The sequence below is a fragment of the Flavobacteriales bacterium genome (assembly GCA_026129465.1).
In the GTDB taxonomy this organism is placed as follows: Bacteria; Bacteroidota; Bacteroidia; order Flavobacteriales_F; family PHOS-HE28; genus PHOS-HE28.
Genome location: JAHCIA010000001.1, coordinates 2,904,498 through 2,916,752, shown reverse-complemented (window position 1 = coordinate 2,916,752; position 12,255 = coordinate 2,904,498). Strand labels below are relative to the sequence as shown.

The window sequence follows — 12,255 nt, the reverse complement described above, 5'->3', positions numbered from 1 at the left end:
GGGTATCTTCGCGCCTCGATACCGGCCATGTCCGTCTCCACCGTCGCCCCCTGGCAGTACTGCCCCAGCTTGTCCCGCTATGAACGCTGGCGGACGCGCGCCGTGCGCATCGGCTCCATCGGCATCGGGGGCGACAATCCCATCCGGGTGCAGAGCATGACCACCACGGACACGATGGACACCGCGGCCACCGTGGCCCAGAGCATACGCATGATCGAGGCGGGCTGCGAACTGGTGCGCATCACGGCACCCAGCAAGAAGGACGCGGAGAATCTCGCCGAGATCAAGACTCGGTTGCGCGCGGCGGGTTTCGACACGCCCTTGGTGGCCGACATCCACTTCACGCCCAACGCCGCCGAGACGGCCGCCCGCATCGTGGAGAAGGTGCGCGTGAACCCCGGCAACTACGCCGACAAGAAGCGGTTCGACGTGCGCGAGTACACCGATGCCGAGTACCAGGCCGAACTGGACCGCATCCGAACGCGCTTCACGCCTTTGGTGCGCATCTGCAAGGAGCACGGCACGGCCATGCGCATCGGCACCAACCATGGCAGCCTCAGCGACCGTATCCTCAATCGCTACGGCGACACCCCGCTGGGCATGGTGGAGAGCGCGATGGAGTTCCTTCGCATCTGCCGCGATGAGGATTTCCACGAGATCGTCCTCAGCATGAAGGCCAGCAATCCGCAGGTGATGGTGCAGGCCTACCGCCTGCTGGTGAACCACATGATGCGCGAGGGGATGAACTACCCGCTGCACCTGGGCGTGACCGAGGCCGGCGATGGCGAGGATGGCCGCATCAAGAGCGCGGTGGGCATCGGCGCATTGCTGGAGGACGGGCTGGGCGACACCATCCGCGTAAGCCTCACCGAGGAGCCCGAGGCGGAGATACCCGTGGCCCGCGCGCTGGCCGACCGCTACAGTACACGGCGAGGCGACCCGATCCCCGAGGTGCAAGAGCTACCGATCGATCCCTTCAGCCACCAACGTCGCCATACTCGTGAAGTGCTCAACATCGGTGCGCGCCATGTACCGGTGGTGATGGCCGACCTCAGCGCCAAGGAGAGGATCACACCCGCCTCGCTCTTCAGCTGGGGCTATGCCTACAGTGTTCCCCTGGACAAGTGGAATCTGGCGGACCAGGCCTGCGACTATGCGTTCATCGGCAAGCACCGCATCGGCTTCGAGATCCCCGGCACGCTGGGCATCGTGCAGGAGCACGCCACCTGGCTGGGCGACAAGGACAAGGAGCGCCACTATCCGCAGGTGAGCGCGAAGGACTACCTCGCGGGGATGGAATCGCATCCGCAGCTGAACTTCATCCACTGCACACTGAAGGAACTGGGTCCGGAGTTCATCGCCAAGGTGAAGAGCGACGCGACCGCCGTACTGCTCATCGACACGTGGAACGATCACGGCAACGCCGAGCAGCGCCGCCTCTTCTTCGAGCTGATGGACCAAGGCTGTGATGTGCCGGTGGTGATCGGCCGCGCTTACGGCGGCATCACGGAGGAGCAATTGCAGCTGCACGCCAGCACGGACCTCGGCGCGCTGCTGCTGGATGGTCTGGGCGATGGCGTCTTCATCGCGCCCGAAGGCGTGGGCCACGATGCGGCCGTGAACCGGCTGGCCTTCGGCATCCTGCAGGCCACGCGCACGCGCATCAGCAAGACCGAGTACATCAGCTGCCCCAGTTGCGGCCGCACCCTCTTCGATCTGCAGGAGACCACCGCGCGGATACGCGCACGCACCAGCCATCTCAAGGGTGTCAAGATCGGGATCATGGGCTGCATCGTGAACGGCCCCGGCGAGATGGCCGACGCCGACTTCGGCTACGTGGGCACCGGCCCCGGTGTGATCACGCTCTACCGCGAGAAGGAAGTGGTGAAGCGCAACGTGCCCAGCGCACAGGCCGTGGACGAGTTGATCGCGCTGATCAAGGAGCACGGGATGTGGGTGGAGCAGGTGGAAGGTTGAGCACTCCTCTGCTCAGAACTCCCAGAACTCCAGCACCGCGCCACCATCGGTCATCTGCATGGAGGCCCCGGTGGCGCAGTTGTACAGCGTGCCTTGGAACTCCGCCACCACGCGCACCCACATGCCCAGTTCATCACTTCCGGTGGCCATATCGGTGATGGTGAAGAAGCCGCCCCCCTGCGCCGCCGAGCCACAGACGGTGGACCAGAACGCGCCGGACGCATCGCGATGGTCGATGACCACTCCGCCAGGCAAGGGCATCAAGGGTGCCAGGGGCCGTGCACCGGGCGATAGAAAGCCATGGAATTCCTCCGGCGTCACCACCGGGCCATCGTAGGTGAGCGTGCCCACCCGGAATGCGATGAAGCGTGCGTCATCCGCTTCCAGTCCGGCCGTGTAGATGCGTGTGCTGGGCGTGCCGGTCTCCCCATCCATGCCGAACAGCGCCACGAACTCACCGCCTTCAACCCACGTGGTGGTGCTCCCACCGGCGGTCATCTGGAAACCGATCGGACCATCGAGCGACAACTCGAACGTTGGGTCGTCCGGCGGCGGGGGCGGTGGCGCCGGGTTGTTGGGCGGCTGGGGCGGGTCCTTGGCACAGGCGGCCAGCAGCAGCGTGGCAGCGAGAAAGAGGTAGGACGCTTTCCGGAGCATGGATATACACCAGCCGCTGGCAAGCGCGACTCATTCGCCAAGATAGTCCTTCAACGCCGCCACATATTTCTCAAAGGCCTTGATCCCCTGGGCCGTGATGCTGCAGCGCGTGTGCGGATAGTTGTCCTTGTAGCCCTTCACCACCGTGATGTAGCCCGCCTCCTTCAGCTTGCCGATCTGCACACTGAGATTGCCGCGCGTGGCGCCGGTCTTCTCCAACAGAAAGTTGAAGTCGCCTTCCTCCACGGCCACCAGCAGGCTCATGATGGCGAGCCGCAACTGGTTGTGCAGGATGGGATCAAGCGGTGCGAAGGCCATCTTCCTGGCGCTTGAGCATGATACCGGGGACGATATAGCCGAGCAGCATGGCCCCGCAGTACAGCAAGGTGAGCACAAGCGGATCCTGCGTGATGTGCATGGCGATCGCGGCCAGCCAGAAAATGACCCCGCCGATGATCAGCGGCCTGAAGCGCATGATCTGTCCTGTCATGAACGTGGGAATACCCGTGAGCAACGTGATCATCGCGGCCGGGTCACGTTGGTCCATCACGCTCATGACGATGGTGATGAACATGGTGATGACGAAGGATGACCAGAGCCACCCGATGAGGCCATCCATGGGATTGTTCACCGGCTCCCGCTTTCCCTGCCGGGCGCCATGGATACCGCTGATGATGCCGCCTCCGATGCCGGCCACGCCCCAGGGAGCGCCCTGGCCCACGGCATTGGGCAGGTCGCGAAGCAGATAGGTGGCCAGCATGGCCAAAGTGAGCAGCACCCCCCAGAGCAGGAAGTAGAAGCTCACGCGGGAAAAGCTCTTCTTGGCCTGGCCGATCATGCTCTCGATCAGCCGAAGACTCTGTTCGGGGGTGAGGGTGTTGTCCATGGTTGTTGGTGTTGGATGGGACAAATATAGACTTGTTTATATTACAAACTACAATACGCACCGAAATTCGTGGCATGTCACGCTCCCTGCTTGTCGCAGGCCCCACCGGTCTGATCGGTTCCACGGTCCTCAAGCTCGCCCTGGTTGATGATCGCTTCAGCAGGGTGATCGCCCTCACACGGAGGCCGTTGGGAACGCATCATCCCAAGCTGGAGGAATGGCGCCATGAGGAACTCCTGCAAGCGCTCCGTCCCGAGCGGTTGGACGCGGTGGTCTGCTGCCTGGGCACCACCATCCGCAAGGTGGGTGGCGACAAGGCGAAGTTCGTCCACGTGGACAAGGATCTGGTGGTGGGCCTCGGGCGCTGGGCGAAGTCGCAAGGAATTCCCGTGTTAGGTGTTGTCAGTGCGATCGGCGCCGATCCACGGTCGCGCGTCTTCTACAACCGGGTAAAGGGTGAAATGGAAGCGGAGTTGAAGGCGCTGGAGCTCCCTGCGTTGCACTTGTTCCAGCCTTCCATCCTCACCGGCCCGCGACAGGAACACCGGGCCGGTGAGCGCATCGGCATCGCGCTGGGCCGGCTCTTCGCGCCCCTGCTTCCCGCTCGTTACAAGCCCATGCCGCATGATGTGCTGGCCCAAGCCCTGTTGAATGCCACACATCTGGACCAGGGTGGCACGCACACCTACCAGGAGATCCTCGCGCTGGCCGGGGATCAGAAGCTCACCAAGCGCTCCTGAGTACCCTTCGCCTCCAGGCGGTCGAGCCGCGTGACATAGCCGTCGCGCATCCGCTCGAAGGCTGGCCGTTGCGCTTCGGCTATGGGTTCGGCACTGGGGAACTCCTCCTTGCGGTGGTCCACCTGCCTGCCGTTCTTCCAGAAGCGGAAACACACGTGCGGTCCTGTGGCCAGGCCCGTGCTGCCCACCTCACCGATCACATCGCCCTGTTGCACCCGCTGCCCCTGCCGCACCAGGATCTTGCGCATGTGCAGGTATTGCGTGCTGTACACGCTGTTGTGCCGGATCTTCACGAAGTTGCCGTTGCCGCCGGTGTGGCCCGTGGTCTCCACCACGCCATCGCCCACGCTGAGGATGGGCGTGCCGTAGGGCGCGGCGTAGTCGGTGCCCAGGTGCGCCTTCATCACCTTCTGCACCGGGTGCAGCCGCCGGCCACTGAAGCCCGAGGAGATGCGGCTGAACTTCAGTGGCGCCTTCAGGAACGCCTTGCGCAGACTGTTCCCCTCCTCATCGAAGTATTGCGCGCCATCCTCCTGCTCATGCAGGAACGCCTGCAGCACGCGGCCGCCACTGGTGTAACGCGCGGCCGTCACGCGGGGCATGCCATGCCGGCGTCCATCCACCTCCTGCTGGCCATAGACCACGGTGAAAACGTCTTCCTTCTGGATCTTGTGGAAGTCCACCGTCCAGGCGAACACGTCGGCCAATTGCAGCGCCAGCATGGGATCGGCACCGGCCCGCGACAGATCGTTGTACAATGCGCCGGTCACGGCCACGGAAACGCTGCCTTCGACCGTGCGTACCGGCCGCCGGCCCACCCGCACGTTCAGGCTGTCCTGCAGGTCGAAGACGACGTACTCCACCGCGTCGGACTCGTACACGAAGTGGTTGGGCACATGGTCGTTGTCATCGCTGAAGATGAAGGCGTAGGGCTGGCCGCTGCGCATGCGGCGCACATCGAAGTGCGGCTTGGCCAGTTCCACGAGCTCGTGCACGGTGGTCATCGGCACGCCGTGCTCGCCCAGCAAGCCGCCTAAGTTGGCGCCTGCGCGCAGTACACCTTGCTCCAGGACGAAGCCCGACATGGGGATGCCGTAGGCACTCGGTGGCAGTGGGACGCTGTCCACGGTTTCGGGCATCGGCGGTTCCACGTACTCCTCCTTGGGCCGCACATCCACGCCCACCAGCAGGTAGGCCACGGGCAGCAGCAGCACCGCACCGGTCAACATCCACCCCTTCTTGCGCATCGGTGGGCAAGAAAGCACATCGCCCCGGGCGCAACGCCGGGGCGATGGGGATCATTTCCACGCCGGGGGCGTGAAAACGTGCGCGATCAGTTCTTCGCGATGGGGTGTGCCAGCCCCTCGTAGCCGGTGAGCTGCATCTTGATGGAGCCCACGAGCACCTTGGCCTGCACCAGCACCGGGATGCGGTTGCCGTCGTCGGTCACCCACACATTCAGGTCGTTGTTGCCCTTGAAGATGCGGCCCTCCTGCACCACCGGCTGGAACTTCAGGCACTTGTACGTGCCATTGCGCAGCTTGATGGTCTCCCGGCCGATGTACTTCATGCGCAATGGCCACAACTCATCGTCCAGGAAACAGTCGATCACGTAGATGTCACCGGGCGTGGCGCGGCTGAAGTCGATCGTGCGGGCGTAGTAGAAGGCGCTGAGCATGTCCTGCACGCTGGGCGGCACATCATGCGTGCGTTCGCGCTGGGTGGTCACCTGCCGTTTGTGCTGGTGGTACACGTAGTCCTGCTTGAACTCGTAGCCGCCCTCGCTCACGCTGCGGCTGAAGACCCAAGGGAAGACCCCCTCGGCGTCGAATACGCTGCTGTAGTGGTCGTCCACCTTGTAGAAGGTGTTGAAGGCGCCCAGGCTGCGGCCCGTGCCCACGGCCTGCCACACCTTGCGGCCGTTGATCGTGCGCGGCATGTCGCGCAGTTCCACCACGGCCTCACCGGCATTGATGAACCCGTAGTGGACCACGTAGGTGAGCTTCTCGCCGGGGCGGAAGGCATCGTGGCGTATGCTGCGCAGCGGCAGTGTCTCCTTGGCAGGGCTTTCGGCCGGAGGGGCGTTGCCCGCGACCGCAGGGCCACCAACTTGCGTGAAGCCCAGCGTACACAAGCCGAGCCCGCACAGGATCAGGGTGGAAGTGCGTGCCATGACCCCCCATGGGCAAGGGCTGTGCCGATCCCACCTCCGACCATCAACCTCCAACATGCCTATACCACAATGTTCACGATCCGCTTCGGCACCACGATCACCTTCTTCGGTGCCTTGCCCTCCAGGCGGGCCTGCACCTCGGGGTTGGCCAGCACGGCGGTCTCCACCTCCTGCTGGCTCAGGGCGACGGGGAACTCCAGCTGCAGCCGTGTCTTGCCATTGAAGCTGATCGGGTAGCTGAAGTTGTCCTCCACCAGGTATTGGGCGTCCCACTGGGGCCAAACGGCCACGGTGACGCTGGTGGTATGTCCCAGCCGCTCCCACAATTCCTCGGCGATGTGCGGCGCGAAGGGCGCCAGGGCGACCACCAGCGGCTCCAGCACCGCGCGCTTGTTGCACTTCAGCGCGACCAGCTCATTGGCGGCGATCATGAACTGCGCCACGCTGGTGTTGAAGCTCATCCGCTCGATGTCCTCGGTCACCTTCTTCAAGGTGGCGTGGAGGGTCTTGAGTTCGGGTTTGGTGGGGGCGTCGTCCGAAACGGTGAATGCATCATCGGCGCCGTGGAACAGGTTCCAGAATTTCTTCAGGAACCGGAAGGTGCCCTCGATGCCGTTGGTGTCCCAGGGTTTGCTCTGCTCCAAGGGGCCCAGGAACATCTCGTACAGCCGCAGGGTGTCGGCGCCGTACTTCGAAATGATGTCGTCGGGGTTCACCACGTTGAACTTCGACTTGGACATTTTCTCGACTTCTCTTCGAACTATGAAGACGCTCTCCGGCCCAGTAACCACTTCAAACTCTGAAAACGAAGGGTCTTGGGTGAGCTTCTGGACATCCACAGTGTCCTTTTCTCCCACGTAGTCAATGGGAACATAGACTGAGCCCTTGTTCCAAGCGAAGCTTCGGGTTTGTCCTGTATAGCTACCCCATTGGGTGCTCAGTTCATCAGCATGACCCGTTTGGTCGAGTTCCCGAGCAATTGATTCCGAAATCATCGGGCGCAATCCCCGATCGTTCCTAGTGAGTATTTCCTCACCAGCGTTCACACGCGGGTTCCAATCAATCGCAAGGATCACTGTTGCCTTCGCCGACACCCCTTGGATCATCCCCTGGTTCACCAGCTTCTTGGCGGGCTCATCGAAGGGGATCCAGCCGCGGTCGTACAGGAATTTGGTCCAGAAGCGGAAGTAGAGCAGGTGGCCGGTGGCGTGCTCACTGCCGCCCATGTACAGGTCCACTTGCTGCCAATAGTCGATTGCCTCCGGTGATGCGAAGCGGCCCTCGTTCTTCGGGTCCATGTAGCGCAGGAAGTACCAGCTGCTGCCGGCCCAGCCGGGCATGGTGGTGGTCTCCAGCGGATGGCCTTCGTAGGTCCAGTTCGCGGCTCGCGCGAGCGGTGGTTCGCCTTCGGCTGTGGGCAGGAACTTGTCCACCTCGGGCAATTCCAGCGGCAGTGCGCTTTCCGGCATCGCACAGGGCACACCGTCCTTGTAGTAGATGGGGATGGGCTCGCCCCAATAGCGCTGGCGGCCGAAGGCGGCATCGCGCAAACGGAAATTGATGCGGCGCTCGCCGGCACCCAGCTTCACCAGTTCCGCAATGGCGCGCGGGATGGCCTCCTTCACGGGCGTGCCCTTCAAAAAGCCCTCGGAGCAGATGGTGCCTTCCTTGCTCTCGTCGGCGCCCTGGGTGATGTCGGCACCCTCGGTCACCGCCACGATGGACAGCCCGAAGTGCGTGGCGAAATTCCAGTCGCGCTGGTCGCCGCCGGGCACGGCCATCACCGCGCCGGTGCCATAGCCGGCCAGCACATAGTCGCCCACCCAAATGGGGATGTCCTGGCCGGTGAACGGGTGCGAAACGTAGGCCCCGGTGAACACGCCGCTCACCTTCTTCACATCGGCCATGCGATCGCGCTCGCTGCGGTTCTTCGCGGTGTTCACGTAGGCCATCACCTCGTCGCGGCGATCGGCGGGGGTGATCACCTCCACCAACTCGTGCTCGGGGGCGAGGGTGACGAAGGTGACACCGAAGAGGGTGTCGGGCCTGGTGGTGAATACTTCGATATCACCGATGGCATCCTTCAGCTTGAAGCGAACGAGCGCACCCTCGCTCCTGCCGATCCAGTTGCGCTGCGCCTCCTTGATGCTATCGCTCCAGTCCAACCCGTCCAATCCATCGAGCAGGCGCTGCGCGTAGGCGGTGATGCGCATGCTCCACTGCGGCATGCGCTTGCGCTCCACGGGATGGCCGCCGCGCTCGCTCACGCCGTCCTTCACCTCATCGTTGGCCAGCACGGTGCCCAGCGCGGGGCACCAGTTCACCCAGGCCTCACTCAGGTAGGCCAGCCGGAAGTGCTGCAGGATGCGCTGTTGGGTGCGCTCCTCGAAGGCGTTCCAATCCGCGGCACTGAATGCTTCAAGGTCCTCTTCTATGTCTCCGGTAAGCACGCAGGTATCGGAAGCGTCCCACCCCTGCCGTGCGAATCGCTCCACCAGCTCGACGAGGGGCCGCGCCTTCTGCTGTCCGTGGTCGTACCAGCTGTCGAAGAGTTGCAGGAAGATCCACTGCGTCCACTTGTAATAGGCCGGGTCGCTGGTGCGCACCTCGCGGCTCCAGTCGAAACTGAAGCCGATGCGGTCCAGTTGGTCGCGGTAGCGGGCGATGTTCTCCGCCGTGGTCTTCGCAGGATGCTGGCCGGTCTGGATGGCATACTGTTCGGCGGGCAGGCCGAAGCTGTCGTAGCCCATGGGGTGCAGCACATTGTGGCCGGTGTGCCGCTTGTAGCGCGCCACGATGTCGCTGGCGATGTAGCCAAGCGGGTGCCCCACATGCAGGCCGGCGCCGCTGGGGTAGGGGAACATGTCCAGCACGTAATACTTGGGTCCGCCCGACAGCGGATCCTCGCTCACCCGGTAGGTGCCGCGCTTCCGCCATTCGTCCTGCCACTTTTCCTCTATCCTCTTGTGCTCGTAGGCCATGTTGTTCCGGCTGCCGCGCGCAAATGTAGAGGGCGCGCCGGGCCGCCTACCTTTGGCGCCGTTCCATGGGCATCGACAGGCATTACCGTGCACGCGTCCGCACCGCCGGCGTAAGCAGCGTCATCGGCATCGGACTGGTCCTCACCATGCTGGGCGTACTGGGTTTCCTGGTGCTGAACGCGCAGGCCCTGGAGCACTACTTCAAGGAGAACGTGCGCGTGGAACTTTTCCTGAAACGCGACCTGAAGGAGGCCGACGTGATGCGCTTCCGCAAGGAACTGGACACCGAACTCTTCACACGGGAGACGCGCTACGTGACCGCTGACGAGGCCGCGGAACGCCTGAAGGAGGACCTGGGCGAGGATTTCCTGGGCGTGCTCGGCAGCAACCCGCTGCTGCCCTCGGTGGAACTGCGCCTGAAGGCGAGCCATGCGGCGCCGGACAGCCTGCGCTGGATCGTGGAGCAACTGAAGAACGACACGCGCGTGCAGGAGGTGGCCTACAACGCGGCCGTGGTGGAGAACATCGACGCGAACATGCGGCGGCTGGGCCTGGTGGTGCTGGGCTTCACGGCCCTGCTGCTGGTGATCGCCGTGGCGTTGATCAACAACACCATCCGGCTGGCCATCTACAGCAAGCGCTTCCTGATCCGCACCATGCACCTGGTGGGCGCCACGCAATGGTTCATCAAGCGGCCCTTCCTGGGGCAGAGTTTCTGGCAGGGCGTCTTCGGCGCCTTGCTGGCGCTGGGCCTGCTGGCCGGGCTGCTGCAATTGCTGAAGCGTTACGTGCCCGACGTGCTGGCCTTCACCGACATGCCGACCCTGGCGCTGCTCTTCGCCACGGTGCTGGCCACCGGCCTGCTCATCGCCCTGGCGAGCACCTGGTTCGCCGTGGGCCGCTACCTTCGCATGGACCACAACGACATACACTGGAGCTGAAGCCCGCGCCCATGGCCCGCAACACGAATTGGAACGACATGCCTTTCACGGCCACGAACTACAGGCTGCTGCTCATCGGCCTGGCGGTGGTGGCGGTCGGGTTCATCCTCATGAGCGGCGGCGGCAGCGGCGACCCGGAGGTCTTCGATGAGAGCACCATCTTCCATCCTCGGAGGATCACCGTGGCGCCGATCGTCACGCTGGCCGGCTACCTCTTCATCGTTTACGCCATCCTGAAGCGCACCCGCGACGACGAGGCCGCCCAATGACCTTCCTGGAGGCGATCATCCTCGCGATCATCGAGGGCCTTACCGAATTCCTGCCCGTGAGCAGCACGGGACATATGATCATCGGCTCCACCATCATGGGCATCGAGCAGGACGATTTCGTCAAGCTCTTCACCGTGGCCATCCAACTTGGCGCCATCCTGTCGGTGATCGTGCTCTATTGGCAGCGATTCTTCCAGGGTCCGGACCTGTACATGAAGCTCGCCGTGGCCATCATTCCGGCCGTGTTCGCGGGCTTCCTTCTCAAGAAGCAGATCGACCTGTTGCTGGAAAATGTGCTGGTGGTGGGCGTGGCGCTGCTGGTGGGCGGTGTGGTCTTCCTATTCATAGACCGGTGGGTGCCTGGTGGACAGCATGGTGCGTCTCGGCCCATCACCTACCGGCGCGCCTTCCTCATCGGCGTGTTCCAATGCCTGGCCATGGTGCCCGGCGTGTCGCGTTCGGCGGCCACCATCATCGGCGGTCTCACCCAGGGCCTCACCCGCAAGGACGCCGCCGAGTTCAGCTTCTTCCTGGCCGTGCCCACCATGCTGGGCGCCACGGTGAAGAGCCTGTTTGATTATGTGCAGGATGGTGGCGCGCTGGACAACGGGCACCTCGGCCTTTTCGCCGTGGGCAATGTGGTGGCCTTCATCGTGGCCGTCCTCGCCATCAAGGGCTTCATCGCCTTCCTCAGCGACCACGGTTTCCGGGCTTTCGGCTGGTACCGCATCGTGGTGGGTGGCGCCATTGTGCTGATGTACCTGCTGGACGTGCCCATGCGCATGGTGTGATGGAACAGGGCCGGGATCCCCAAGCGTTCGCATTCGACCCCGAGGCCGGCGGCCTCCTTCTGGTGGACAAACCGCTCACCTGGACCAGCTTCGATGTGGTGGGCAAATTGCGCGGAGCCATGCGCATCGCCGCCGGGCGCAAGATCAAAGTGGGCCACGCCGGCACCCTGGATCCCCTGGCCAGCGGCCTGCTGATACTGGCGTACGGGCCCATGACCAAGATGTTGACCGGAATGATCGGGCTGCCGAAGACCTACGCGGGCACGATCACGCTGGGGCAGGTGACCCCCAGCTACGACCGCGAGACCGAGCCGGTGCCGCACGGGCCATGGGAACACCTGGACCATGCCGCGATCCATGCCGCTTTCGCGCGCTTCCAAGGCGAAGTGCGGCAACGCCCACCGGCCCACAGTGCCAAGCGATTCCAAGGCGAGCGCGCCTACTTCCTGGCCCGCGACGAAGAGCGCGCCCACTTGGTGGAAATGGCCGAAGTGATCGTCCAGATCCCCCGGCTGGAGATCACATCCATCCGCGGCGCCGAGGTGGACTTCGAAGTGGAGGTGAGCAAGGGCACCTACATACGTTCACTGGCGCACGACATCGGCCAGGCGCTGGGCAGCGGGGCCTACTTGAGCGCTTTGCGGCGCACCCGCATAGGCCCCTACCGGGTAGAGGATGCCCTGGCACCTGCGGCCTGGTCGGAACGGATCGCCCCACACCATCCGCCCAAGGAGCGTGGACCGGTTCGTTGAGCGCAGGATCGGGCGATCGACGTAAGCGCTGAAACGCCCGTCAGAACCGGCATTCCGTGCCGATGGAACATGCCCGCGACGCAAGCCG

The 12,255-nt window shown here is 63.9% G+C and carries 12 protein-coding genes; 6 read left to right on the top strand and 6 right to left on the bottom strand.

Translation table 11 applies throughout. From position 1 onward, the window contains the following. Positions 1 to 27 precede the first annotated feature (27 nt). Positions 28 to 1,977, top strand: a complete 1,950-nt coding sequence (gene ispG / locus KIT10_12410; GenBank protein ID MCW5900063.1) for a (E)-4-hydroxy-3-methylbut-2-enyl-diphosphate synthase — start codon at positions 28 to 30, stop codon at positions 1,975 to 1,977. 12 nt (positions 1,978 to 1,989) lie between these two features. Here the strand turns inward: ispG and KIT10_12405 are convergent, their stop codons facing one another. The 3 genes from KIT10_12405 to KIT10_12395 are packed head-to-tail and all read right to left on the bottom strand — an operon-like array spanning position 1,990 to position 3,520. Further along, the gene (locus KIT10_12405) at positions 1,990 to 2,634 is read right to left on the bottom strand and encodes a hypothetical protein (GenBank protein MCW5900062.1); all 645 of its coding nucleotides are present in this window, start codon (positions 2,632 to 2,634) and stop codon (positions 1,990 to 1,992) included. Between the two features lie 30 nt (positions 2,635 to 2,664). Continuing rightward, complete coding sequence (locus tag KIT10_12400) at positions 2,665 to 2,898, bottom strand: transcriptional regulator (GenBank protein MCW5900061.1); 234 nt, start codon at positions 2,896 to 2,898, stop codon at positions 2,665 to 2,667. A 34-nt stretch (positions 2,899 to 2,932) separates the two neighbouring features. Then, positions 2,933 to 3,520, bottom strand: coding sequence for a hypothetical protein (locus KIT10_12395; GenBank protein ID MCW5900060.1), 588 nt, complete (start codon positions 3,518 to 3,520; stop codon positions 2,933 to 2,935). 74 nt (positions 3,521 to 3,594) lie between these two features. Here KIT10_12395 and KIT10_12390 point away from each other — a divergent pair, with 74 nt between their 5' ends. Then, on the top strand, positions 3,595 to 4,260 hold the full coding sequence (locus KIT10_12390; GenBank protein MCW5900059.1) for an NAD-dependent dehydratase: 666 nt from the start codon (positions 3,595 to 3,597) through the stop codon (positions 4,258 to 4,260). Here KIT10_12390 and KIT10_12385 read toward each other — a convergent pair. From KIT10_12385 to KIT10_12375, 3 genes are all read right to left on the bottom strand, one after another. Then, positions 4,236 to 5,507, bottom strand: coding sequence for a peptidoglycan DD-metalloendopeptidase family protein (locus KIT10_12385; protein ID MCW5900058.1), 1,272 nt, complete (start codon positions 5,505 to 5,507; stop codon positions 4,236 to 4,238). The two genes, KIT10_12390 and KIT10_12385, sit on opposite strands and share 25 nt — an antisense overlap. An 86-nt stretch (positions 5,508 to 5,593) precedes the next feature. Then, entirely contained in the window at positions 5,594 to 6,433 is an 840-nt protein-coding gene (locus tag KIT10_12380; GenBank protein ID MCW5900057.1) for a DUF3108 domain-containing protein, read from the bottom strand. A 59-nt stretch (positions 6,434 to 6,492) separates the two neighbouring features. Next, positions 6,493 to 9,414 carry a leucine--tRNA ligase gene (locus tag KIT10_12375; GenBank protein ID MCW5900056.1) on the bottom strand — a complete coding sequence of 974 codons (2,922 nt, stop codon included), beginning with the start codon at positions 9,412 to 9,414 and terminating at the stop codon, positions 6,493 to 6,495. 65 nt (positions 9,415 to 9,479) lie between these two features. Here KIT10_12375 and KIT10_12370 point away from each other — a divergent pair, with 65 nt between their 5' ends. The 4 genes from KIT10_12370 to truB are packed head-to-tail and all read left to right on the top strand — an operon-like array spanning position 9,480 to position 12,167. Continuing rightward, complete coding sequence (locus KIT10_12370) at positions 9,480 to 10,355, top strand: permease-like cell division protein FtsX (GenBank protein MCW5900055.1); 876 nt, start codon at positions 9,480 to 9,482, stop codon at positions 10,353 to 10,355. Between the two features lie 11 nt (positions 10,356 to 10,366). After that, positions 10,367 to 10,624: a DUF3098 domain-containing protein gene (locus KIT10_12365; GenBank protein MCW5900054.1), complete on the top strand. Its 258-nt coding sequence runs from the start codon at positions 10,367 to 10,369 to the stop codon at positions 10,622 to 10,624. Then, entirely contained in the window at positions 10,621 to 11,415 is a 795-nt protein-coding gene (locus tag KIT10_12360) for an undecaprenyl-diphosphate phosphatase (GenBank protein MCW5900053.1), read from the top strand. The genes KIT10_12365 and KIT10_12360 overlap by 4 nt, the downstream gene beginning before the upstream one ends. Next, positions 11,415 to 12,167: a tRNA pseudouridine(55) synthase TruB gene (truB, locus tag KIT10_12355; GenBank protein ID MCW5900052.1), complete on the top strand. Its 753-nt coding sequence runs from the start codon at positions 11,415 to 11,417 to the stop codon at positions 12,165 to 12,167. Before KIT10_12360 ends, truB begins: the two co-directional genes overlap by 1 nt. Positions 12,168 to 12,255: the final 88 nt, after the last annotated feature.

Bases quoted from the DNA above. Each gene is read 5' to 3' on its own strand.
- KIT10_12390 (MCW5900059.1), top strand. From the start codon at position 3,595: ATGTCACGCTCCCTGCTTGTCGCAGGCCCCACCGGTCTGATCGGTTCC.
- KIT10_12405 (MCW5900062.1), bottom strand. From the start codon at position 2,634: ATGCTCCGGAAAGCGTCCTACCTCTTTCTCGCTGCCACGCTGCTGCTG.
- KIT10_12380 (MCW5900057.1), bottom strand. From the start codon at position 6,433: ATGGCACGCACTTCCACCCTGATCCTGTGCGGGCTCGGCTTGTGTACG.
- KIT10_12360 (MCW5900053.1), top strand. From the start codon at position 10,621: ATGACCTTCCTGGAGGCGATCATCCTCGCGATCATCGAGGGCCTTACC.
- KIT10_12400 (MCW5900061.1), bottom strand. From the start codon at position 2,898: ATGAGCCTGCTGGTGGCCGTGGAGGAAGGCGACTTCAACTTTCTGTTG.
- KIT10_12385 (MCW5900058.1), bottom strand. From the start codon at position 5,507: ATGCGCAAGAAGGGGTGGATGTTGACCGGTGCGGTGCTGCTGCTGCCC.
- ispG (MCW5900063.1), top strand. From the start codon at position 28: ATGTCCGTCTCCACCGTCGCCCCCTGGCAGTACTGCCCCAGCTTGTCC.
- KIT10_12395 (MCW5900060.1), bottom strand. From the start codon at position 3,520: ATGGACAACACCCTCACCCCCGAACAGAGTCTTCGGCTGATCGAGAGC.
- KIT10_12370 (MCW5900055.1), top strand. From the start codon at position 9,480: ATGGGCATCGACAGGCATTACCGTGCACGCGTCCGCACCGCCGGCGTA.
- truB (MCW5900052.1), top strand. From the start codon at position 11,415: ATGGAACAGGGCCGGGATCCCCAAGCGTTCGCATTCGACCCCGAGGCC.
- KIT10_12375 (MCW5900056.1), bottom strand. From the start codon at position 9,414: ATGGCCTACGAGCACAAGAGGATAGAGGAAAAGTGGCAGGACGAATGG.
- KIT10_12365 (MCW5900054.1), top strand. From the start codon at position 10,367: ATGGCCCGCAACACGAATTGGAACGACATGCCTTTCACGGCCACGAAC.